The following is a 21,942-nucleotide window of genomic DNA, read 5'->3' as shown; positions in this document are numbered from 1 at the left end:
CTTGGTTTTAGAGAGAATAGGTGTCAACTTTTTTCAGGCGCGGTCAGTAGTTGGTAGTTGGTAGTTGGAAATGTAATTTTATCTCACATCTCACATCTCACATCTCACATCTCACATCTAGACTCTAAACTCTAGATTCTACACTCTACTTAATAATCTTCTTAATCACCCGCAGCTTATGGGTATGTCCACGCTCCTCGGCATTGAAGATGCCACTTTGATCGAGGCGATCGAGGCGAACTTTGCCACTGGCATGGAGGATGTAATTATCCTGAAGGATGATACCTACATGTACAATTCGACCTTCATTATTATCGAAGAAGGCTAAGTCGCCGGGTTCTGATTCTTCAATGAAACTTAGGGTTTCCCCCAGTTCTGCTTGCTGCCAGGCATCGCGAGGAATGGAATGTCCTGCCAAGCGATATACCATTTGGGTAAAACCTGAACAGTCGATACCAGCTGGCGTTCTGCCACCCCATAGATAGGGAGCATTGAGGTAAAGGAAAGCCGTTTCTATGAGTTGTTCGCGGCTCTGTTTTTTAGAAAGGGTAGGCCCATTGTAATGAAATACTTCATCGGCCAAAGTGAAATTATGCTCGGCATCAAGACCGGGCAAATAAGAACCCAAAAAGATGGGGAAGAAGCTCCCCCCATCTTTTCGGGATACTAATTCTATAAGGTCGGAGGCAATAAAGATTGGCGTCTTCTTTTGCGCTTCGGCCTGGGCATCATCCATAAAGCTCGCTTGCTTCCTATCGATCCATCCTTCATAGCGATCGTGGTGCAAACGAATGCGAATCCACTTTTTACGCTGTTCCAGAACATCGTAGGTTTCTCCAAAGATCAATTGATTTACCATCTCCGCAGCATCGGAGGGATCAGATCGCATGGGAATAGCGCTAAGCTTGGAAATGCCTTTAACCATGGATTTAGGCCATGTTTTCAATTACCATTGCAGAAGCTCCGCCACCACCATTGCAAATACCGGCAGCACCGTATTTACCTTGGTTTTGCTTCAATACGCTGATCAAGCTAACGATGATACGAGCTCCGGAAGCTCCCAGTGGGTGACCCATAGAAACGGCACCACCGTTTACATTGGTTTTAGCGGCATCAATATCCAATAACTGAATATTAGCCAAGCCTACTACTGAGAAAGCTTCATTTAATTCGAAGGCATCTACCTGATCTTTATCGATTCCGGCTTTAGCCAAAGCTTTAGGTAAGGCCTTAGCTGGAGCAGTTGTAAACCATTCTGGTTCGTGAGCTGCATCCGCATATGCGTTGATCTTGGCGATAGGGGTCAAGCCTAAGCTTGCTGCTTTTTCGGCCGACATGATTACCAATGCGGCAGCGCCATCATTTAAGTTAGAAGCATTAGCAGCAGTTACGGTACCTTCTTTGTCGAATACCGGACGTAGGGTAGGAACCTTAGCGTGATTTACTTTGAATACATCTTCGTCTCTGTCCACGATAATGGGATCGCCCTTACGTTGAGGTACTGAAACGGGAATTACTTCCTCGGCAAATTTCCCATTTTCCCAGGAAGCGGCACTACGACGGTAGCTTTCCAAGGCAAATTCATCTTGCTGCTCACGGCTAAAGTTCATGTCTTTAGCGCAAAGCTCAGCGCAATTACCCATATGTGTTTGATTGTAAACATCGATCAAACCATCACGTAATAGGCCGTCTTTAGCTTTGATATCGCCTAATTTCACGCCATTACGACCTTCGAGGTAATGTGGAACATTGCTCATGCTTTCCATACCACCTGCAACGATCACATCAGCATCACCTGCTTTAATAGATTGAGCGGCCATCATAATGGCTTTCATGCCTGAGGAGCAAACTTTGTTTACAGTTGTACAAGGAACCTCATTGGAAATTCCCGCACCTAAAGCCGCCTGACGAGCAGGAGCCTGACCAACATTGGCTTGCAAAACATTTCCCATTAATACTTCCTGAACTTCGGAGGCATTAAGATTGATTTTGTCCAAGGCACCTTTAATGGCGATGGAGCCCAACTGGGTAGCGGAAAGGGAAGAGAGACTGCCCATAAATCCACCAATAGGGGTACGAACCGCGGATACGATTACTACTTCTTTCATGAGAGGTTATTATTAGAAGGGTTACAGAAAATACCGCCTTCCATTTGGAATGTGATCTGAAATTTGAAAAACGACTCGTGGTCCGAGATCATGCGGTATTCTAAGATTTATCTTTACTTAGCAACGTGGGCGAAATTACACAAAATAAGCCGTTCAATTAGACCAATCGCCATGCGAAAGCTCCTACTGATCATTCAGAACTATCAAACCCAGATTTCTACTGCCTTACTTTTTCTGGGAGCGATGATTATTGTGGTTTACCTCAGTCCACGAGAGGCCAAATTTAAATATGAATTTCAGAAGGCTAAACCCTGGCAACATGAGAATTTGCTAGCTCCTTTTGATTTTGCCATTCAGAAGGGTGATACTGAAATAGCCAAGGAGAAAAGAGATTTGGCGGAGCAGAAAACACTCTTTTTAAAATTTCAGGAAGAAGCGGAAGGTATCGCATTGGCTAAATATGAAAGCGAGTTTAAACCGGCTTGGGAGCAAGCTTTAAAAGCAGGTCGGTTTAGCTTTATCCTAGAAGAAGGCGATACCAGCTTTTGGCATGATAATATGCTGGAAGCTGGCAAAAGCACTCTGATTACCGTGTTTAAAAAAGGAGTATTGCAACCTCTGGAAGATGAACCCTTAGCACAGTCATATGGAGAGGTTTTATTGCTGAGAGGTCAGGTTACGGAGCATGTAGAATGGGAACAGTTCTTCAGTATTAATGAAGCCGATCATGCGGTTCGTGAGCGATTAAAAGATCGCTACCCCGCGGCAGTAAGTAGCTTTTTAGCGGCCAGGGTGGCCTCGAGCCTTCGCTACAATATTGTTTTTGATAAAGAAACCACAGAGAAATACCTGGAGAACCAGATGAATAATATCCTCGCTACCCGCGGAATGGTAGAAGAAGGGGAGTTGATTATTGCCAAAGGAAATCTGGTAGATCAGGATCGCTTTAACAAGCTGAAATCTCTGCAAGAAGTATATGAGGGTAGCCTTAGTGGCGATGATTCTTATTTCGGATTATTATCCGGGCAAATTCTATTGGCGGGCATTCTGTTTTTTGCCCTCTTCGCATACCTACGTCAGTTTGAGCGTTTGGTATTAGAAGATATTTCGCGACTCACTTTTATTTTGCTCAATATCTTGATCATGGTCTTAGCGGCCTACTTCATAGGTCGCTTTCAAGAAGAGTATATTTTCCTGGTGCCTTTTGCCATTTTACCCATGGTAATGCGTTCCTTCTTCGATATTCGATTGGCGCTCTTTGTGCATACGGTGACCATTCTGATTATTGGTTTCCAGGTTCCCAATAGTTTTCAGTTCGTTTTTCTGCAATTTATTGCTGGGGTATTCTCTGTACTTCTGGTGAATAATCTGTATAAGCGTCGAGACCTGTTTATTACCGCGGGTAAGATTACCGCTGTATATGCGATTTCCTATTTCAGTCTGGCTATTCTTCAGGAGGGATCTATTTGGGATATCAATTATCGGGTCTTCACTTATTTTATGGTAAATGGTCTGCTCACTTTGGTATCTTTCCCCTTGATCTATTTTCAGGAACGCCTCTTTGGTCTGGTATCTGAGATTTCTTTATTAGAATTGAGTGATACCAATAATCCTCTCTTGCGCGAATTAGCGGAAACCGCACCTGGAACCTTTCAGCATGTATTGCAAGTAGCGAATCTTACGGAGAATGCTTGTCTGGCCATTGGTGGTAATGCCCTTTTAGCGCGTACCGGAGCGCTGTATCATGATATTGGTAAAATGCAGAGCCCCATGTATTTTATTGAGAATCAAAGTACCGGAATCAATCCTCATGATGAATTAAGTTTTGAGGAAAGTGCAGAGATTATCATCGGACATGTTTCGGCAGGGATTACCATGGCCAAGCAACATCGTTTGCCGGATATTTTAATTGACTTCATCCGCACCCACCACGGTACTTCCACAGTGATGTATTTCTATCGCCAGTACATCAAAGATTTTCCTTCGGATGAAAAGGCCCTGGATAAATTCACTTATCCCGGTCCAAAGCCTTTTAGCAAGGAAACGGCGGTATTGATGATGGCCGACACGGTTGAAGCAGCTTCACGCAGTATAAGCAATCCGGATCATGATAAGATTGATCAATTGGTGGAGCGTTTGATCGACAGTCAAATTCAAAGCGGGCAATTCGAAAATGCGCCTATAACCTTGAGGGAGATTCGTACGGTGAAAAAGATATTCAAGAAAATGCTCATGAATATCTATCATGTGCGTATCAAGTATCCTGATTAGGGAGCGAATACTTCCAATACCGGTAATGCCTTGCGATTAAAATCAAAGAGAGCCTGATTTTCCCAGGGGGAAGCATTTTCACCTTGCGGACCTTTCCAGGCAATGAGTTCACCTCCCCAATAACAAAAACCACGACCTCGGTCCTGTGCTTCGATTTGAGCACGAATTTCGGTTAGAAACTGTTTTTGACCAGCCGGACTGGCAGGTATGGTATCAATTAATTGTTCCGGTAGTCCTACAATATTATTCGTCCAATCATTCCAATCCAGAGTAAAGGGGTAGGCCGTTTCGGCAATCATAATCCCTTGCTTTAGGTTGGCATCCAGATTATTGAAAACATTAGTTAGGTCAAAAAAGGATTTCCCATGCCAGATGGGGTAATAGGAAATCCCGATTAGATCGAAGTCTAAATCCTTTAAATCCAGGAAATAAACCGGAGCTACGGTTGGACCAGCGCAATGGAGCATAATTTCACTTTCCGGGCTATGCCTGCGAATGGCAGCTGAGGCCGTGTCGATTAAGGAGCGAAACTGTGGCAATTGCTCCCATCGTGAGCCAAAGGGCATGAGCAAGCCTGGATTGATTTCATTCCCGATTTGAATAATGTCTGGCTGAATTTGTGCACTGATTCGAGCGAAATACTGATAGAGGCTATCCTGAAGTTCGGCAAAGCTTAGATTAGACCAGCGGGTCGGAATCTCTTGATTGGAAGGATCAGCCCAATGGTCAGTGCAATGCACACTAAGCCAAACTTTGAGACCACGATTCTGCAGTACCTGGGCAAAACTATCGACTTCGGAAAAGCTGGAATGAGGTCCCGCCGGATCTACCCATAGTCGTAATCGGACTGTATTTATTCCGGCATCTTGAAGGATATCCAAGAATTCACCCTCTTCGCCATCGGCTTTAAAGAAACTGAGATTGGCCGCACTTATCTCGGGCCAGGATGAAAGATCTGCGGCGCGATAAAAGTCCTTGGTATTGGAATCGGGTACTTTTGCTGTTCCTTTAGCTTCGTTTTTGCGGCATCCGCTAAGTATCAGACTTGCAAGAAGGAAATAAAAAAAGCCTCCCATTAGGAAGGCTTTATGTTTAGTCGATATCGGAATCATCCATTTCAGATTCCTCATTTTCATAGTTTTCATCATCATCGTTTTCTACTTCCACTTCCTGGTCGAAGCTAACCTTCCCAAAAATGGTTTCGAAGTCGGCACCCACAGAATAATCATCTCCGTGTTCGGCTACTTCAAATCGTTCTTGGTAGTACTTGGAATAGCGTTTCAAGAAATCTTCGTTATCGGTAATTACCAATAAGGTATCTCTTTTATCGCTGGCCAATAATCCTAAGCTAAAGTCCATGCGCTCCCAGAGGTAGCGATTGGGCATTAGGGGGATTTTAGCAATAAAACGATGGTCGGTTTTAATTAAGCTTCGCTTAGGTTTTAGCTCGAGACATTTCATGTTTACGTTCGGATTCTAAGGTTTAGTGTTTCTGATAGCGCCAGTACTGGGTTTCTCCCTGGCGGTTTTTCATTTCTAAAAGGATATGCGCTTCTTCCTCAATATTATATAGAGTAAAGCTGTATAATTTCATTTTATGCTCTTTCAAGAAATTGCTCAGTAAATCGAAGTCAATCCCTTTAAAAGGCGCATCCAAATGTTCAAATTTATTGGTCTGAATCTGAATATTGCTTCCCTTGCTACAATCGCAATTTAGAAGCTCTTCCTTAGTATCATACTTCAGCTTTAAGCTTCCTTTCTCTCCTGAATCTTCGCTACTGCATTGAAAACTGTAATAAGCCTTTGCATTGGCATATTGACTTTCCCATTCAGTGGTACTAAGTTCGGTTAATACCGGCTCCGAGCTAAAAGTAATGAGGCCAATAAGGCTTAACATTAGACTGGTCAACATAATTGTAGATTTATAAGGGTACCGAAGTTAGACTTTTTCCTTAAATCTTAACGATCTTAAACTCCTGACCATTCACCTTAAGAATGTAATTGCCAGCAGGAAAACGCTCCATGCTAATTTTTAATTCCGTTTGATGCTCATACTTCTCTTGAATACGGGTACGCCCCGCCGGAGTAATCAATTCGATTTGCCAGTCCATAGGACCACTTTCTGATACTAATGTTAGACTGTCTTGAACCGGATTGGGGAACAGACGAATATTTTGGTTTTCTGTGTTTACTACTTCTAAGGCCAGACTTTCATCGCTGTTGGCTAATACATAATCGCCACTCAACAAAGGATTTAAGATAAAGCTGCCAATGCGTGAATTGGGACTGCTGGCTTGCTTTTGCTGATGTGGATATAAGTTCCATTGTTGGGCTCCTTTCGGGCGATAAAGCACCACCAAGCTATCGTTTCCATTTTGCAATAAATCCTGGTCCATCCCACGTGTGCTGCCATCAAATCGCAATTCTCCTTTTAAGGTGCTTTGTTGGAAATACAGATTCTGAACACTGAAATAATGCTTTTGTCCCAAGCGGAAATCAAAGGGATTGGCAGAATCTTTTTCTGCTGCTACCAAGTGTTGCATCACCACTACAGAGCCGGTATCTACAAAATTCTCGGTACTTACCGTCATGCCTCCATAGCTGGCGGTTTGGCTGCCGGCCTGATCAAAATGTAAATGATCTCTACCTGTTGCCGTTAATAAAGAACCGCTGTAGGAAGCCAGCACGGCAATCGGCTTGAAGGGGATAAGAATACCATTATGCTGACTCTCTTTACCAGAGTGAATCAGCCTTTGGGTAAAGTGAGTACCATCTGCCTTAAAGAAGGTTATATCCACGGGTACCTGATTGAAATAATTGGGAGCCGCATAGGTCCTTTGCTTTAAGCTGAGATTTACCCTTTGGGTTAAATCCTGATAGGACCAATCCTCTACACTAAACTGCGGATAGCCCGCTTCGAAAACCCAATCTTGCCAGAACTCTTGTAAGTCGGTATTTCCACTGATTCGAATCATCTCATCACGGAAATCCACACTGTTTAAATTACCATAGGCATGGTCGCTAAAAAGCTGTTGAAGGGAATGGAAAAATACGCTATCGCCAAGATAATGGCGCATATTATGTCCTACCATGGCGCCTTTTTGGTAGACATGATAGCCGTATACATACTCATGAGGCATTCCATAGAGGGAACGGTGCATATTGCCATCACGGCTGGCGGCATTGAGAAGTACGTTCCAGGCATTTTCCCGCACGATGTCCAGGTATTCATCACGACCATAAACTTGCTCGGTATATAGATGGGAGCTGAACTCCGCCATGCCTTCATTGATCCACATATCATCTGCTGTTTCGCAGGTAATAAGGTTCCCAAACCAATGATGCGCCAATTCATGGGCCATGATATCCTCACCGTTGAGGTTGCCATTTATCAAATTGATGGGATAGGAAATGCTAGTGGCATGTTCCATGGCACCAACGGTAGTAGCAGCATAGCCAACCCGCGGCCATTGATAAGGACCAAAATAATGCTCAAAGGCATGAATTGTGGGCTTGAGGTTTACAAAGGAGGCTTTTAAATTGCTGGTATCTCCGGCTTTAGCGGCTAATAAGATGTCTAAAATTCCATTGGCTGCGGCCACGGTATCGCTTAAGAATTGATAATTGGCCAGGGCAAAACTGATGAGGTAGGTAGGAATGGGTTTGTCTAAGCGAGCTGAGCTTAGAATACTATCTCCTTGGGTGTTGCGAGTGATTTGATCGCCGCTTAATAAAGGGCGCATAGGGGCCTTGCTGAGTAGATTTAAGCTGTAGGTAGATTTCTCTACAAAATTATCATAGCAGGGGAACCAGGCTCGGCCATAGGTATGCGGATTGGATCCGAAGCCTACTCCTAAATTGTAATAATAGCCCTGCGCGGCATGAAAGCCACCCCAATTTAAAGGGTCGCCCTGAGGATAGCCACTGTAATAAATCCACACCGCGGCGGTATCTCCCAGGTTTAGTGCATTGCTAAAATCAATTTGCAGAAGGGAATCATTATAGCTGTAGCTGCCAGAAAGGCCCGGAAATTTCACGGAATCAACTTGAAGCTTCCAGAGGTCGAGATTAAGTCGACTGACATTGGCAATACGAGGCGTAAATTGAATTCGGGCTTCGGCTTTAAATTCTTGTTGGGCAATTCCATAAAGGTCCAGAAAGAGCTCATAATCCAAGATATCAAAGGTGTCGCTCTTCGCATTGTTATTGATATTAGGAGTGGAGAGGGCCTGCACAGCTTGCTTGCTGTCCATACAATTGTACTGGGCCTGCAATAGAAATGGAACCAGGAGGAAAACGATATATCGAAGCTTTCGCATAATGCTAAATTTGATGCCCGAAGATAAGAAGCTAATCGAGCACCCTAGCGACTCCGATCAATATTTATAATTTAGGACGCGCTAAGCCTGAAACCCAATATGAGCAAACGCAATATTCTTTCCTTAATCCCTGCTTTACTCATTATCCTTCTGCCCCCGAGCTTGGTTTTAATGCGGGATGATATGGCCCTTGATCCAGCCCTGCATCCGCGTATGTTTTTACTGGGGCTATTCCTCTTGTTAATAATTGGCTTCAGTTATCCCAAAGCGGCCTGGTTTAAGGCCTTAAAGTCTCTTCCGGCCCTTTTTTTCCTTGGCTTTCTCTTGCTTGAAACAATTTCGTGGCTCTGGCATGGTGCTGGTACTGAAACTGTAGTACCCTTGCTTAAAGATGTTGGCTATTTCATTTTATTTATTGTGGTTTCGAGCCAGGAATGGGATGATCGTAAAAGGAGCTATTTGGCCTGGTCGGCCCTAATTTCCTTACTCCTGATAATTGCTTTTACCCTCACTAAAAACATTCTTCCACATTGGACTGCTAAGCTGCAAAATTTTCCATTTACGGAACTGCGTGGCCCTATGGCGCATCATAATTTATTGGCTTCGGCCTTAGTACTCTTGCTTCCTTTTAGTCTACTCGCTAAGCATCCAAAAGGGAAAAAACCATGGCCTGCACGAATCCTCGGAATATTGGTGGCTATCATAAGCTTGGCTTTAATCTATTTTACGCGCTCCCGGTCTGCCTTATTGGGAGCAATGGCTGGCATTGCGGTCATTAGTTTGACTTATTTACTGCGGAGATGGATTCCAAAACTCAGCTATGCTAGGGGAAGCCTTTGGTTTCTGTGCTTAGTGCTGCTCATTCCGATTTTCCTGGTGCAATACAAAGTGGTCTTGACCAAAACAGGTGAGGGGAAGGCCCTACAAAGTCGGATGATTGAAACTAGCGGCACCGAAAAGAGTTTTACCACCGGTGAACGATTGCAGATGTGGGATTATAGCCTAGCCATGATTCAAGATCAGGGATTATTAGGGCTGGGGCCTGGGAACTGGAGAATAGAATTCCCGATGTATGGTTCGGAGGTTTATCGCGCTCGACAAGGCATCGTACAATTCCAAAGACCTCATAATGACTACCTCTGGATATGGGCCGAGACCGGACCTTTCGGCATACTATTATTTTTAGCTTTTGTATTGGCTTTGGTTCAACAGGCCTTTCGGCAGATGCGCCATGGCAATGCCAAATGGAGTCCCCATCTCTTATTGGCAGTTCTCACAGGCTTTTTAGTAGTATCCGTTTTTAGCTTTCCTCGCGAGCGTATTTTTCATCAAACCCTCTTTATGCTGGCGGCAGGGCTTTTAAATTCGGCCGATCTGAGTTTAAAAGGTAGAGGCCCCTCCAAATCCTGGCAAGTATTAAGCCTTTCAGTCTTATTGCTTTTGGTCGCTGTATTTACATACGCCGGCTATGAACGTTGGAAAGGAGAGAAGATAAGCCGTAAGATGATTGTGGCCCATGGTCAGGCTAATTGGTCTGCATTGATTCAGTTAAAGGAGGAAACCGATCCCCTATATTTTTACCAGATTAGTCCGGTGGGAATGCCTATGGAATTCTACAGTGGATTGGCTTATCTCAATCAGCAGAGATACCCCGAAGCCTTGCAGGAGTATAGAATCGCTCTTCAGCTGCATCCCAATAATTTACAGGTGACTAATAACCTGGCGAATACTTTCACTTTAATGGGAGAAGTAGATAGTGCTCTGGTTTATTATCGTCGGGCCATCGAAATTTCGCCCTATTACAAAGAGGGGATTCTTAACCTGGCCTCGAGCTATTTTAATAATGCCCAATCGGCGCAAGCCTATGCCATCCTGCGTGAAAAGGCAGCCGAGTTTGATGAGGATAGAGGAATGTATGAGACTTATGTGCTTACCATCATAAAGAAGTGGGCGGCAGAAGAGGCAAAGGACCTTAGTACCTTGGATGATAAAGAAATGATCCGCCTGCATTATATCTTGGCTTATGACTTAAGGAATGAGCCAGCTTTGGAATATTTCGCCCGTCAAGCAGCAACTCATTAAAAGCTCAAGTTCACGCATCCATACTGTTAAAGAAAGTTGGAGGCCCTTCTATTTCACAGAAAACCATTAATTTTCAGAACTAACTCTGAAATTTCACTATATGCCTAAAGCATTACTTCTCTTTGTGGTTTGTTTATTTGGAGGCTCCCTCATGGCGCAGTCATCCAGTATTCAACCGAATATCGGCAGCCAAGGACAGAGCTTGCCTATTATTATTTCGGGTCAGAATACCCAGTATCAAGCAGGATCTGCTACGGTACAATTGCAGTACAGTCAAGGTTCTTTTACCATTAGCCAAGGCAGCATTACCGGTTTTTCCAATATTCAGGTAAGCAGCCCAACCCAAATTACCGGAACCCTGGTGGTACCTCTTAATGCGCCTTCGGGTAGTTACAATTTATTTGTTGTGGCTGGAAGTAGTACGGTGACATTCGATCCATCGGCTTTCACCATTCAGCCACCCGCTAGCAATAGCATTCAAATGCAGCCCAATGGTGTGAAGCCTGGGAATACCCTAAATGGTATGACAATTAGCGTTCCGGCCGGATCATTTAAAAATGCCGTTACCGGAATTCAAAAAGTATGGTTGAGTAAAGGCAACCTGGTACTCGAAAACTTTAGCAATATTTCGGTACAAAATGCCAGTACTTTCACCGCTGACTTTAGTGCTCCCACTAATGTGATTCAGGGCATGTACGATATGAATGTTTTGGAAAATAGTGGAGCCATGCACGTTGCTGTGGCTGCTTTTGAGATTTCGGACAATGTGAGTCTGCTAGAGCGTCCGCTTTTCAACTTTAGTTATTTCCCCAATCCAGCGCAGGACTACTTAAAGGTATCCTACGATCAAGCGAATGCACAAACCAGCTTTGAGGTTTTAGACCTTAATGGCCGTCTCATTCAGTCATTTAAGGCCGAAGGTTCCCAAGGTGAAATGACATTCTCCATTAGCGATCTTGCTAAAGGCATGTATTTACTACGTGTGCAGCAAGCCGGTTCTGTACTCACCGTTAAAAAGTGGCAGAAGAACTAATCGGATTTAAATACTACGATATTATGGACCGTCTCGAATTTAATTCGGGACGGTTTTTTTGGGAAGAAACTTGAGGTTTCTTCAGTATTTAGTAGATACTAATTAGATCGGTCGCAAGCTCCCTGTTGGATTACATTTCGACTTTGGTAATAGATTTCATTAATCCAAGCTAAGCTGCCAATAGGGCCTTGGTGAAATTCCTGCTTTCGACGAAGTCGATGTTTAAAGATTTCTCTGTCTCACGATTTCATAGAGAACTGCTCCGGCAGCTACAGAAACATTCAGCGAACCTACCTTTCCCAGCATGGGTAATTTCACCACTTCATCTGATGCTTTTAAGCGTTCGGGAGCAACGCCTTTATCTTCGGATCCCATAATTAAGGCCAGGGGACCGGTGAGATCGGTATCGTAGGATAGTTGATTCGTTTTCTCGCTGCAAGAAACCACGCGAATGCCACTCATTTGCAGCCAGGTTACTGTTTCATTGAGGTTGCTTTCCTTGCAAACGGGCAAGTGATTAAGGGCACCCGCCGAGGCTTTCATGGCATCCATATTAAAAGCCGCAGAATTGCGCATGGTGGTTACCAGAGCATGGGCGCCCACGGCATCTGCTGTGCGAGCAATAGCCCCTAGATTCCGCACATCACTCACGCGATCCAGAATTACAATCAGTGGGTCTTCACCTTTTTCCCAGGTAGCTTGTACCACTTCTTTAAGGTCTACACTTTGTACCACACTGATAGTGGCGATTACCCCCTGATGATTTTTACGGGTAAACTTGTCCAAACGGGTTTTGGGAACTACGGTATAGGGCAATTTATGTTCCTTGATCACGCCCCATAATTCCTTGAAGAGCGCTCCTTGTAAGTTTTTCTGAATGTAAATTTTATCGAGTTCCTTGCCTGCTTCAATGGCTTCGAGCAGGGGCCTAATACCACATAGGAGATCGGCTTCGGTATTGGAGTTGGTCATAGTCATCTTGTTCGCGACGAATATCTTTCGAGTTGTAGATATGGCCTCTTCGCCAGGCTTCGATCGCTTGACCCCAGCCGTAACGGTATTGATTGGATCTTTCCAGCGAATAATCATTATCGCTGAAAGGATTGTCTAAGTGTAAGAAGTTGAAATAATAGGAGAGGGAGGAATTTTCATTTCCATATACCCAGGCTTCACCAGATGAAGAGCGGTATACAGCATTAGGCGGGCCATAAATGATATACACAATTCCACGGTCGGTTTTCCAACCTTCAAGGTAGGAGCTAAAATGTTTATTCGCTTCTTCTACTCTTTGGTAATAGGCTGCAACTAATGCTTTGGCTCTTTCGGAACTGCCTCCCTTGCGTATCCAAAAATCATCAATCCACTTTTTCAAAGCTTCGGGTTGATTCATTAAAGATTGCATTTCAGAATATTCTTTCTGAGTAGTGAGGTAGCGCAAGGGCTCTGCCATTTGCTGATGATTTCCAACTAATGGAAAGCCGGGGTAAAAATATTGTACAGTAAAACCTTGCCACTGACTGGTGTCTAAACGGAAATGGTAAAAGCCAGGTTCTTTGAAGCTGAGCAAATGATCGGTTGGCACGAGGAAGGTAGTATCCGGCTTAATATCAAAAGATTCATCCTGATTACTGGAGTAAGGAGGCAAAGCAAGGGGGAATTCACGTCGATAATGACTCACGTAAATTTCTTTGTTATCCAGCAGGCAATGACGAATCTTAAAAGGTAATCCTGCAGGAATATGACTTTTAAAGAGCAGACGGTTAGTACTGTCCAATAATTCGAAATAACTGGGGGAATTGTAATTCCGGTTATTAATCCAAAGGAAATTTGCCTGACTGCTGCCGCGATTGAGATCGTAAACCTTAAGGTAAAGCATGGCCTTTTCAAGGTCATCCGGCATATGCAAATTGAACTGCCCTTCTAAAATTTCGTTCTTCACTTTTGGAACGCGATGATTGATGTGAACCCAACCACTGTCTAAAAGAGTGGAGCTTTCAATAGAAGGTAAGAGCCGGTATTCGATCTTTATCCTCGCTTCATAATCCGATTCGTCGGTAGGCCGAGAGAATAAGAAATTGTCGGTTTGCACCTGATAATGTACCTCAAACAAAGTATCACTGATAGGATGAATACTAAACTTGGGGCGCAGGCCCACTTCTTGTTTATTGTAGAGGTAGGAAAGATTGTTGGTTTGCAAGCCTTCCGGGCCCCGGCATTGCCAGAGTCCCACAAATAGTAAAGCAAACACTAATCTTTTATACATGGTAGCAAAGTTAAGTATTAAGCATCAGGCTCAGAAACGGTTTACATAGGCTAGATGAATTTTTCCGGCTCTGAAATCATAGCTATCCCGATTGCTCTGACCCACTGCCAGAAATAACGAGAAAATTCCTCCTTTCGTTTGAAAATTAAGGCCTAATCCGATACCGCTGTGTCGATCCCATAATCCGCGATCTTGAGCTTGTCTTTCTGTAAATCCCAAATCTGCGAAAGCACTAAGATAATCGTAAGAACCCAACATATAGCGCAGCTCGGAACGCAGAATTCCGTAGGCGGGACTAAAAAAGGTCCATTCATTAAAACCTCGCAGGCTTCGTAGTCCACCAATTCGGAAAACCTCATTGTCTTGTAAGTTTTGCCCACTAAGTCCAGCGCTTTGTATTTCCTGATGCCAAACCCAGCGTTTATAGGGAGCGAAATATTGAAAGTTTGACTCCCAGGCAAATTGTCGGCTTTCCTGTCCTTCACTTTGCCTTTGACCGCTGCCTAAACTTAATTGTAGGGCATAACCCTTTCTAGCTACAATGGCATCATTGCGACGGTCGATATCAAAGCCCAGATTAAAGCGCAGGGTTTGTACGGATTTTATTTGTTGATTGGCATCCGTAATTCCCAGAGGTTCCGAGCTGAAATAACTTATACCTAAGCTAAAGTGCGCCGCCTGTGCCAAACGATAGGGGAGGTCGAGTTTAAATTCCTGTCGCACAAAACTGCTGTCTTGCCGAAAGATTTCAATTTGGGCGGCTAAACCTAAGGGGCTATTAAATAGGTAAGGATAACGAAATCCCAATTCAAATTCTTGAGCCTGGGCTCCCGGACTTTGCCAACGTAAATCAATCCCTTCGCCCCGGTTAAAAAGATTGAGCAGCTTAAGCTGGAAATCGCCAGTTAGTTGCGTGTTTCCTGCATCATCAGTGTTTAAGCCTAAAACCCCATTAATGAGGTTTGAACTGCGTTTCTTGAGGTATAAATAGAGTCGGGCTTTATTTGGAAAGAAAGCAATAGCCGGTGCTCTTTCCATTTGCAAATAAGCCGTACGACCAATATAGTCGGGTAAATTTTGAAGGTAGGTATCACTGTAAGCGGCTCCTTTCTGCCAGTTGATTTCCTGGTAAAGTAAGGGCAGATGAATCTCCTCATAACCCAGAACCACGATGGAGTCAAATTGAATAAAGGGTCCGGTTTCTAATAGCAGGCTGGCATTCAGCTTATCATCAAGCAACTGATAATCAATCAGCCGAAAGGCCGCAAATGGAAAGCCCAAATTAGACTGTTGCCTTAATTTCTTGCTCAGAACTAAGCGGAAATTTGAGTCATTTAAATGGAGTGCGTCCGGATGCTTATAATGCAGACTGTCTTGATCCGTAAGAATTTGTAGTTCGCCAATTTGAAGTTTAGTTCCACTAAATAGACTATCGCCTTTCCAATAATGCAGCCAAAATCCCGCTTGCTGAATTTTCCAACGCAATTGGGCCGGGCTGAGGCTGTCTTGCAGAATTTCCTCCAGTTCCCGAGTCCAGCTTGCTTTGGCGCTCAGGATGGTATAGTCTTGTGCTTTTAAGCCAGAGCAGAGCAAAAGGGCGAATAAGAAGCTTAGAAGTCGACCTGCCATTGAATTGCCTTGGAGCCTTGTTTTTCGAGATATTGATTGGTCTTGGAAAAGGGTTTGCTGCCAAAAAAGCCTCGGTGGGCTGATAAGGGTGAGGGATGAACGCCTTCCAACACAAAATGTTTTTCGGTGGGAATGTATTTTTTCTTGCTTTGAGCATACTTTCCCCAAAGAATAAAAACCAATTCCCTTTGCCTTTGAGCCAGATGCTCGATTAGGGCATCCGTAAACTTTTCCCAACCCCATTTTAAATGCGCCCCGGCATGGCCATCTTCTACCGTTAAACTGGCATTGAGGAGAAGTACACCTTGCTTGGCCCAGGGGCTTAAATCTCCACTGAAAGGGACCGGAATATTCAGGTCATTTTGTAATTCTTTAAAAATATTTCGCAGGGAAGGAGGGAAAGCGGTACCGGTTGGAACGGAGAAAGCCAAGCCATGTGCCTGACCGGCCCCATGATAGGGGTCTTGTCCTAAAATAACCACTTTGCAATCCTCTATCGAAAAAAATTCTAAAGCTTTGAACCATAAATGGGCCGGAGGATAAACAGGAATGCTAGAATTAATGCTATTAATTTTTCGCAATAGTTCTTGAAAATATTCCTTTTGAAATTCCACTTCCAAAAAAGGACGCCATGAAGGATGAGCCTGTAGGAGAAGGTCCTGATAGAATACCACAATCGGCATTTTTGAGTTAACAATAGAGGAACTGAGGTTAGCTATATTTGGCTAACTTTGTTGCAATCTATCTTAATTACTCTTTAATCAAAAGAATTATGAAAAAAGTATTGGTAGCAGTGATTTTAGTAGCGGGGGCTTTAGCGGTAACTTCCTGTGGTGGAGCTGAAAAGTGTCCTGCTTATACTGCAGTACCAGAGTCTGGGGAGGTGAATGTCTAAGGATGAACATCCGGACTTTAACAGACCCCATTCAGTTTGAGGAGATAGACCAGGTTTCTGAACAGGAATTTGCCATCATCTTTAAGCATTCTACTCGCTGTGTAATCAGTGCGATGGCATGGGATCGCTTACAACGCGACTGGGATGAACATCTTTCCGAATTACCGGTTTATTTTTTAGATTTGATTAAGTATCGGACAACTTCCGATGCCGTGTCTCGTCACTATGGCGTGGACCACGAATCGCCTCAGTTGATTTTAGTTAAGGAAGGTCGAGTTCAATACCAAACCTCCCATAACGGAATTAACGTTAAGGATATAAAAGAACTCGTAAATGGCTAAGATCAGAATCCTGACATTCATGCTCTTATTCGCTTTGTCGGCCCAGGCACAGCTGGATACAGATGCAGACTTTAAACGTCAGGTTTACGATCGTGCTTATACCGGAGGAATCAACTTTCACAGCAGAGGATATGGCCTAAATGGTCGATATCTTAAATTTTTGGATGGATACAATGCTGCGGGTCTCGAAATTGATCTCGTTAAGCTGAGACATCCCAAAGAGACAATTTCATCGGAAGACATTTTCAATAATTATCGCGGTTTTGTGAAAGGCCGGATTAATTCATTTTACAGTGTTAGAGTAGGCTATATTCATGAGCATACTCTCTTTGATAAAACCGACCAGGGTTCGGTGTCTATTTCTTCAATTTTCAGTGGTGGTCTGTCTTTGGGCTTACTCAAACCAATCTATTTAAGTGTGGATGAGTTTGGTCCGGATGGGGATTACTACACCAGTATTATTCGCTACACCGGAGAGACTAATCCGGCGAATATTAATGGTGAAGCAAATTTTTTAACCGGAATTGAGGAAACCAAATTAAAACCCGGCGTCTATCTAAAAGGTGGGATCAGTTTTGATTACCAATTACTGGATGATAAAATCACCAGTGTAGAGGCCGGAGTTATCTATGATTACTTCTTTACGGAAGTACCTATCTTCTTTGAGGAAGAAAGGGATATCAACTGGAGCGGTTTTTTCCAGTTGTACCTTACAGTAAACTTTGGTTATAAACTGAACTAAAGAAATGAGTGAAGTTTTAGAAGCAAAATCTCCTGTTCGGGAGCAGGGTGCTATTAGCACCGGCAAACCTAAATGGTTACGCGTTAAACTGCCTACCGGACAGAATTATAAAAAGGTACGCGGTCTGGTGCAGAACTATGATTTGCATACCATCTGCGAAAGCGGAAACTGCCCGAATATGGGCGAATGTTGGGGAGAAGGCACGGCCACCTTTATGATTTTAGGCAATGTATGTACCCGGAGTTGTGGTTTTTGTGCCGTAGCTACGGGGCGCCCCGATACTGTAGATTGGGATGAGCCCGAAAGAGTGGCACGTTCAGTAAAATTGATGAAGGTTAAGCATTGTGTGCTTACTTCGGTAGACCGCGATGATTTGCGCGATGGAGGTTCCATAATCTGGAAAGAGACCGTGCAGGCGGTACGTCGTATGAGTCCTGGAACTACCATGGAAACTTTAATCCCCGACTTTAAAGGGGAATGGCATAATATCGATCGGATCGTGGAAGCGGCACCGGAAATTGTGTCTCATAATATGGAAACTGTACGCCGTTTAACGCGTCAGGTACGTATTCAAGCTCAGTATGATCGGAGCTTAGCGGTACTTCGCTATTTGAAAGAGCAAGGTTTACCGCGCACTAAATCGGGTATGATGCTCGGCTTAGGTGAAAAAGAAGAAGAAGTTATACAGTCATTAAAAGACTTACGAGAGGCCAAGGTTGACATCGTTACCCTAGGCCAATATTTACAACCTACTCCCAAGCATCTCCCTGTACAAGAGTTTGTTAGACCGGAGCAGTTTGAGAAGTACAAAGAAATTGGCCTCGATATGGGCTTCCGTTATGTGGAAAGTGGACCGCTGGTTCGATCTTCCTATCATGCGGAAAGACACATGTTTTAAGCCAAGGTTAAGTATTTAGAAATTATATTTGTCGCACAGCATAAATCAAACGGAAAACGAATGAAAAGAGGATTACTTTTCTCCATCGGTGGCTTAATGCTAGCTGGAGCTTTTATCTGGATGAGCCCCGCCGAAAAGAACTATTACGAGCCTCGCGAGCAGAGCCTGAACGAAGCCAGCGCTCTGGGCTACGCGGAGTATATGAGTAGGATTAGAAGAAACCCGGTAACCGGTAAAGTGGAAGAAGCAGATATTATTGCAGCGCGTCAAGCCTTGCAACGTATGGCTAAAAACGCTTCCTCTAGCCTGAGCCTTCAATGGACCGAAATGGGCCCAAATGATATGGGTGGTCGTACTCGTTCGCTTCTATTTGATAAGGATAACCCCAGTAAAATGTGGGCTGGCTCTGTAACTGGTGGTATTTTCCATAGCCCCAATGGTGGCCGTAGCTGGATTCCAGTGGATGATCAAATGGAAAATTTAGTGATTACCGACTTGGCACAAGGTGCTGATGGGGCTATTTATGCCAGTACCGGCGAGAACTCTTATTTGTTCGTAAACACCTTAGATGGTGCCGGTATCTTTAAATCTACCGATGGTGGTTTAACTTTCAGTCAATTGCCAAGTACCGATCCTACTCAAAACCCTAATGAGGGTTGGACAGAAGTAGGTAAAATTGCTTGTGATCCTAATAATGCAAATCGTATTTATGCCGCTAGTGCAGACGGATTGAAAATCTCGAATGACGGCGGTAATAGTTGGACAACCGAAATTAGCTCCGGTACAGGACAAGACATTGTGGTAACAAAGTCGGGTACTGTTTGGGCGAAAGTGGGACAAAGAATTTGGAAGTCTAATGATGGAAGCGCCGGAAGCTTCAATGAAATTACTCAAGCTGGCGGAAATACGGCTACCACTATTGGCCGTACCACTGACCGTATGAAAATTGCGGTAAGCCCATCAGATGAAAACTATGTTTATGTACTGGTAACTACCGGTCGTATTTTCGATCGCGTATACCAATCTACCGACGGCGGTACTACCTGGTCGGTAATTGGTTCACGTTCCGCCTTATTAAGTATGGTTGATCAATCACCTTTTGCTGTGATGATTGGTGTAGACCCAAAAGATAAAGAACGCATCATCGTAGGTGGTTTAACCATGTGGGAATGGTCTAAGGATAATGGTTGGTTCCAAATTGCCAGCCAAAACTCAGGATCTACTAACTTTTATGTTCACGTAGACTTGCACGAAATCCAGTGGCATCCTACCGATAGCAACACTATTTATGTTGGTAATGACGGGGGTATTTTCAAATCGACCAACGATGGTTTTAGCTGGACAGAAGAGAATAAAGGTTATGCCAGTATTCAGTTCTACAAAATGGCTGTTGGCTTTGATGGAGTAATTACGGGAGGTACTCAAGATAATGGTACCATTAAGATTGATCCCAATTCTACCTTGCCAAAAGGAGGAGAGCGGACCATTGGAATTACCCAACCCGACGGATCTGTATTCGATGGTGATGGTGGTTATACGGCTATTTCTCACCTCGATCAGGAAGTGCGTTTCAAAGCTCGTCAATATGGTCAGCTTGGTCGTTCTATCAATTCTGGAGACGAGTATTCTTATTTCTACAACAATAGAATGGCAGGTCGTTATAATGCCTTCAGCTTTGCCTTTGCAGACTTCGTAACTCCTTATGTATTATGGGAGAAATTAGAAGATCGCAATAGTATTGACTCAATTGCCTTTATTGCGGATACCATTAAAATGAGCTACGGATTCGGAAATGGTAATCCGCGTTACTCCAGCCAATTCACCAAGCCTCAAAGTTCAACTAAGTTTGTTCCTGAGTCTTTCGTGGTGAAGGCCGGATCTCAAGTAGTTACCTCTGATGCCAGTGGTACTTTAAGTGGTGATGGAACCGGAACCTTTGATCCGGTTACTGGTCAGTATACCGTTGAATTTACCAATGGTACCTCTTTGGAAATTCGTGCTAGTGTTGCTACCAAATACGATCCAGGTGCAATTATCATTATTCCTAGTGAGACCGGTGATATTCCTATCACTGAAACCATTACCAATGGATTGAATCCTAGCGATACCTTTATGGTACAGGATCCGGTACAATCTATGTTTGCAGTTGGTTTAACGGCCTATACCAATGCCAGTGAGCCTGGTAACTTAGGTGGTGGTGTTTGGATGGCTCGTGATGTTTTGAGCAATCGTACACAAACTCCTAACTGGTGGCATATCGGTGCTTTAGCCAATGGGGAAACGCCTTCTTGTATGGCATTCAGCCATGATGGGGATGTATTATTTGTAGGTACTAACTTCGGTCGTGTGGTGCGTTATTCGAACCTTACCAATGCCCGTTCTGAAGAAACCGCGGATATTGATATCAACTATTTGGTTAACCCTCCTGCGCCTAGTAATGCAGTTATTGAAGATCGTGTGATTTTCAGTCAGCCTAACCGCTCAATCACTAGCATTGTAATTGATACCGAAGATCCAGATCGTTTGATCATCACTTGTGGTAACTACGGAGCTAACTTGAATCACGTATTCTATACTGAGCAAGCTCGTTCTGCTACCTTGAGCACCTCTGGATTCGTAGCTAAGGATGGTAATTTGCCTCCAATGCCAGTAATGGATGGGGTAATCAACTATAACGATCCAACCGGTGGTCAGGTAATCTTGGGTACAGACTTAGGTGTGTTTACTACTGATGATATCACCGCCAGCAATGTTAACTGGACCGCTGAGAATAATGGTTTGGCTAATGTTCAGGTATTTGATCTCATTCAAACTCGCACCATTCGTTACGATCTTGTAAGTAATACTGATTTCGAAGGTGCTATTTACGCTGCTACGCATGGACGTGGTATCTTCCGTACCGGTTCTACTTCCGATTATGTAAGTATTGAAGAACCTAAGCAAGCTGAAGTAGCCGCTGTTGAGAAATTGGAATTATTCCCTAACCCTGCTCAAAACAATGTAAATGTTTTTCTGAACCTTGAGAATCGCAGTGATGTGAAAATCAATGTTCGCGACATGAGTGGTAAATTGGTGAAAGCCCTTTCTTACAATAATCTACCTAGCGGAACTGAAAAAGTAAGCTTCTCAGTTCAAAACCTTAAAAACGGTAATTATGTAATTAGCGTAATTAAAGGTCAAGAGGTTAAAACCGGAAAATTGGTGATCGTTCACTAAGCTTTCTGATTAGATATTTCAAAGCCGCCTCGGTTCTGCCGAGGCGGCTTTTTTGTTTTAACAATGGCCATAATGATGAAATCTATTTTCGCCTTCCGACCGTATTTTTCTGGCTACCTTCGCGCTCTCACCACTCAATTTTAGA

The 21,942-nt window shown here is 43.8% G+C and carries 18 protein-coding genes; 8 read left to right on the top strand and 10 right to left on the bottom strand.

Translation table 11 applies throughout. From position 1 onward, the window contains the following. Positions 1–145 precede the first annotated feature (145 nt). A complete protein-coding gene (locus ACO05P_RS05910) occupies positions 146–925 on the bottom strand; it encodes an NlpC/P60 family protein (protein WP_421754075.1) in 780 nt (259 codons plus the stop codon). A 4-nt stretch (positions 926–929) separates the two neighbouring features. Then, positions 930–2,108: an acetyl-CoA C-acyltransferase gene (locus tag ACO05P_RS05905; protein ID WP_421754074.1), complete on the bottom strand. Its 1,179-nt coding sequence runs from the start codon at positions 2,106–2,108 to the stop codon at positions 930–932. 171 nt (positions 2,109–2,279) lie between these two features. Here ACO05P_RS05905 and ACO05P_RS05900 point away from each other — a divergent pair, with 171 nt between their 5' ends. Then, entirely contained in the window at positions 2,280–4,379 is a 2,100-nt protein-coding gene (locus tag ACO05P_RS05900; RefSeq protein WP_421754072.1) for an HD family phosphohydrolase, read from the top strand. Here ACO05P_RS05900 and ACO05P_RS05895 read toward each other — a convergent pair. Genes ACO05P_RS05895 through ACO05P_RS05880 form a run of 4 tightly spaced genes read right to left on the bottom strand, consistent with a single transcriptional unit; the run spans position 4,376 to position 8,698 of the window. Next, positions 4,376–5,509 carry a glycosyl hydrolase 53 family protein gene (locus ACO05P_RS05895; protein WP_421754070.1) on the bottom strand — a complete coding sequence of 378 codons (1,134 nt, stop codon included), beginning with the start codon at positions 5,507–5,509 and terminating at the stop codon, positions 4,376–4,378. The genes ACO05P_RS05900 and ACO05P_RS05895 overlap by 4 nt on opposite strands. Then, on the bottom strand, positions 5,472–5,840 hold the full coding sequence (locus ACO05P_RS05890; RefSeq protein ID WP_421754068.1) for a hypothetical protein: 369 nt from the start codon (positions 5,838–5,840) through the stop codon (positions 5,472–5,474). Before ACO05P_RS05890 ends, ACO05P_RS05895 begins: the two co-directional genes overlap by 38 nt. A 22-nt stretch (positions 5,841–5,862) precedes the next feature. Then, entirely contained in the window at positions 5,863–6,291 is a 429-nt protein-coding gene (locus ACO05P_RS05885; RefSeq protein WP_421754066.1) for a hypothetical protein, read from the bottom strand. 40 nt (positions 6,292–6,331) lie between these two features. Then, positions 6,332–8,698, bottom strand: a complete 2,367-nt coding sequence (locus ACO05P_RS05880; RefSeq protein ID WP_421754064.1) for a M1 family aminopeptidase — start codon at positions 8,696–8,698, stop codon at positions 6,332–6,334. Between the two features lie 99 nt (positions 8,699–8,797). Here ACO05P_RS05880 and ACO05P_RS05875 point away from each other — a divergent pair, with 99 nt between their 5' ends. Both ACO05P_RS05875 and ACO05P_RS05870 read left to right on the top strand, forming a co-directional pair. Further along, positions 8,798–10,780 (top strand): O-antigen ligase family protein, encoded by a 1,983-nt coding sequence (locus ACO05P_RS05875; protein ID WP_421754062.1) that lies wholly within the window; start codon positions 8,798–8,800, stop codon positions 10,778–10,780. Between the two features lie 100 nt (positions 10,781–10,880). Beyond that, positions 10,881–11,813 (top strand): T9SS type A sorting domain-containing protein, encoded by a 933-nt coding sequence (locus ACO05P_RS05870; RefSeq protein WP_421754061.1) that lies wholly within the window; start codon positions 10,881–10,883, stop codon positions 11,811–11,813. Between the two features lie 222 nt (positions 11,814–12,035). Here the strand turns inward: ACO05P_RS05870 and rlmB are convergent, their stop codons facing one another. Genes rlmB through ACO05P_RS05850 form a run of 4 tightly spaced genes read right to left on the bottom strand, consistent with a single transcriptional unit; the run spans position 12,036 to position 16,379 of the window. Beyond that, positions 12,036–12,785, bottom strand: a complete 750-nt coding sequence (gene rlmB / locus ACO05P_RS05865; RefSeq protein ID WP_421754059.1) for a 23S rRNA (guanosine(2251)-2'-O)-methyltransferase RlmB — start codon at positions 12,783–12,785, stop codon at positions 12,036–12,038. After that, positions 12,742–14,076, bottom strand: coding sequence for a GWxTD domain-containing protein (locus tag ACO05P_RS05860; RefSeq protein WP_421754058.1), 1,335 nt, complete (start codon positions 14,074–14,076; stop codon positions 12,742–12,744). The genes rlmB and ACO05P_RS05860 overlap by 44 nt, the downstream gene beginning before the upstream one ends. 30 nt (positions 14,077–14,106) lie before the next feature. Next, on the bottom strand, positions 14,107–15,705 hold the full coding sequence (locus ACO05P_RS05855; RefSeq protein WP_421754056.1) for a BamA/TamA family outer membrane protein: 1,599 nt from the start codon (positions 15,703–15,705) through the stop codon (positions 14,107–14,109). Further along, positions 15,687–16,379, bottom strand: coding sequence for a uracil-DNA glycosylase (locus ACO05P_RS05850; protein ID WP_421754055.1), 693 nt, complete (start codon positions 16,377–16,379; stop codon positions 15,687–15,689). The genes ACO05P_RS05855 and ACO05P_RS05850 overlap by 19 nt, the downstream gene beginning before the upstream one ends. A 98-nt stretch (positions 16,380–16,477) precedes the next feature. Between ACO05P_RS05850 and ACO05P_RS05845 the strand changes: the two genes are divergently transcribed. Genes ACO05P_RS05845 through ACO05P_RS05825 form a run of 5 tightly spaced genes read left to right on the top strand, consistent with a single transcriptional unit; the run spans position 16,478 to position 21,797 of the window. Continuing rightward, positions 16,478–16,600: a hypothetical protein gene (locus tag ACO05P_RS05845; protein WP_421754054.1), complete on the top strand. Its 123-nt coding sequence runs from the start codon at positions 16,478–16,480 to the stop codon at positions 16,598–16,600. Between the two features lie 2 nt (positions 16,601–16,602). Next, a complete protein-coding gene (gene ytxJ / locus ACO05P_RS05840; RefSeq protein WP_421754052.1) occupies positions 16,603–16,941 on the top strand; it encodes a bacillithiol system redox-active protein YtxJ in 339 nt (112 codons plus the stop codon). Next, complete coding sequence (locus ACO05P_RS05835; protein ID WP_421754050.1) at positions 16,934–17,683, top strand: hypothetical protein; 750 nt, start codon at positions 16,934–16,936, stop codon at positions 17,681–17,683. Before ytxJ ends, ACO05P_RS05835 begins: the two co-directional genes overlap by 8 nt. A 4-nt stretch (positions 17,684–17,687) precedes the next feature. Then, the gene (gene lipA, locus ACO05P_RS05830) at positions 17,688–18,581 is read left to right on the top strand and encodes a lipoyl synthase (protein WP_421754049.1); all 894 of its coding nucleotides are present in this window, start codon (positions 17,688–17,690) and stop codon (positions 18,579–18,581) included. 60 nt (positions 18,582–18,641) lie between these two features. After that, a complete protein-coding gene (locus ACO05P_RS05825) occupies positions 18,642–21,797 on the top strand; it encodes a T9SS type A sorting domain-containing protein (protein ID WP_421754047.1) in 3,156 nt (1,051 codons plus the stop codon). The last annotated feature ends 145 nt before the right edge of the window (positions 21,798–21,942 follow it).

The organism is Croceimicrobium sp. (assembly GCF_965228705.1).
GTDB lineage: Bacteria > Bacteroidota > Bacteroidia > Flavobacteriales > Schleiferiaceae > Croceimicrobium.
Note: the sequence above shows the minus strand (reverse complement) of the source record. Positions and strands in the feature narration are given on the sequence as shown.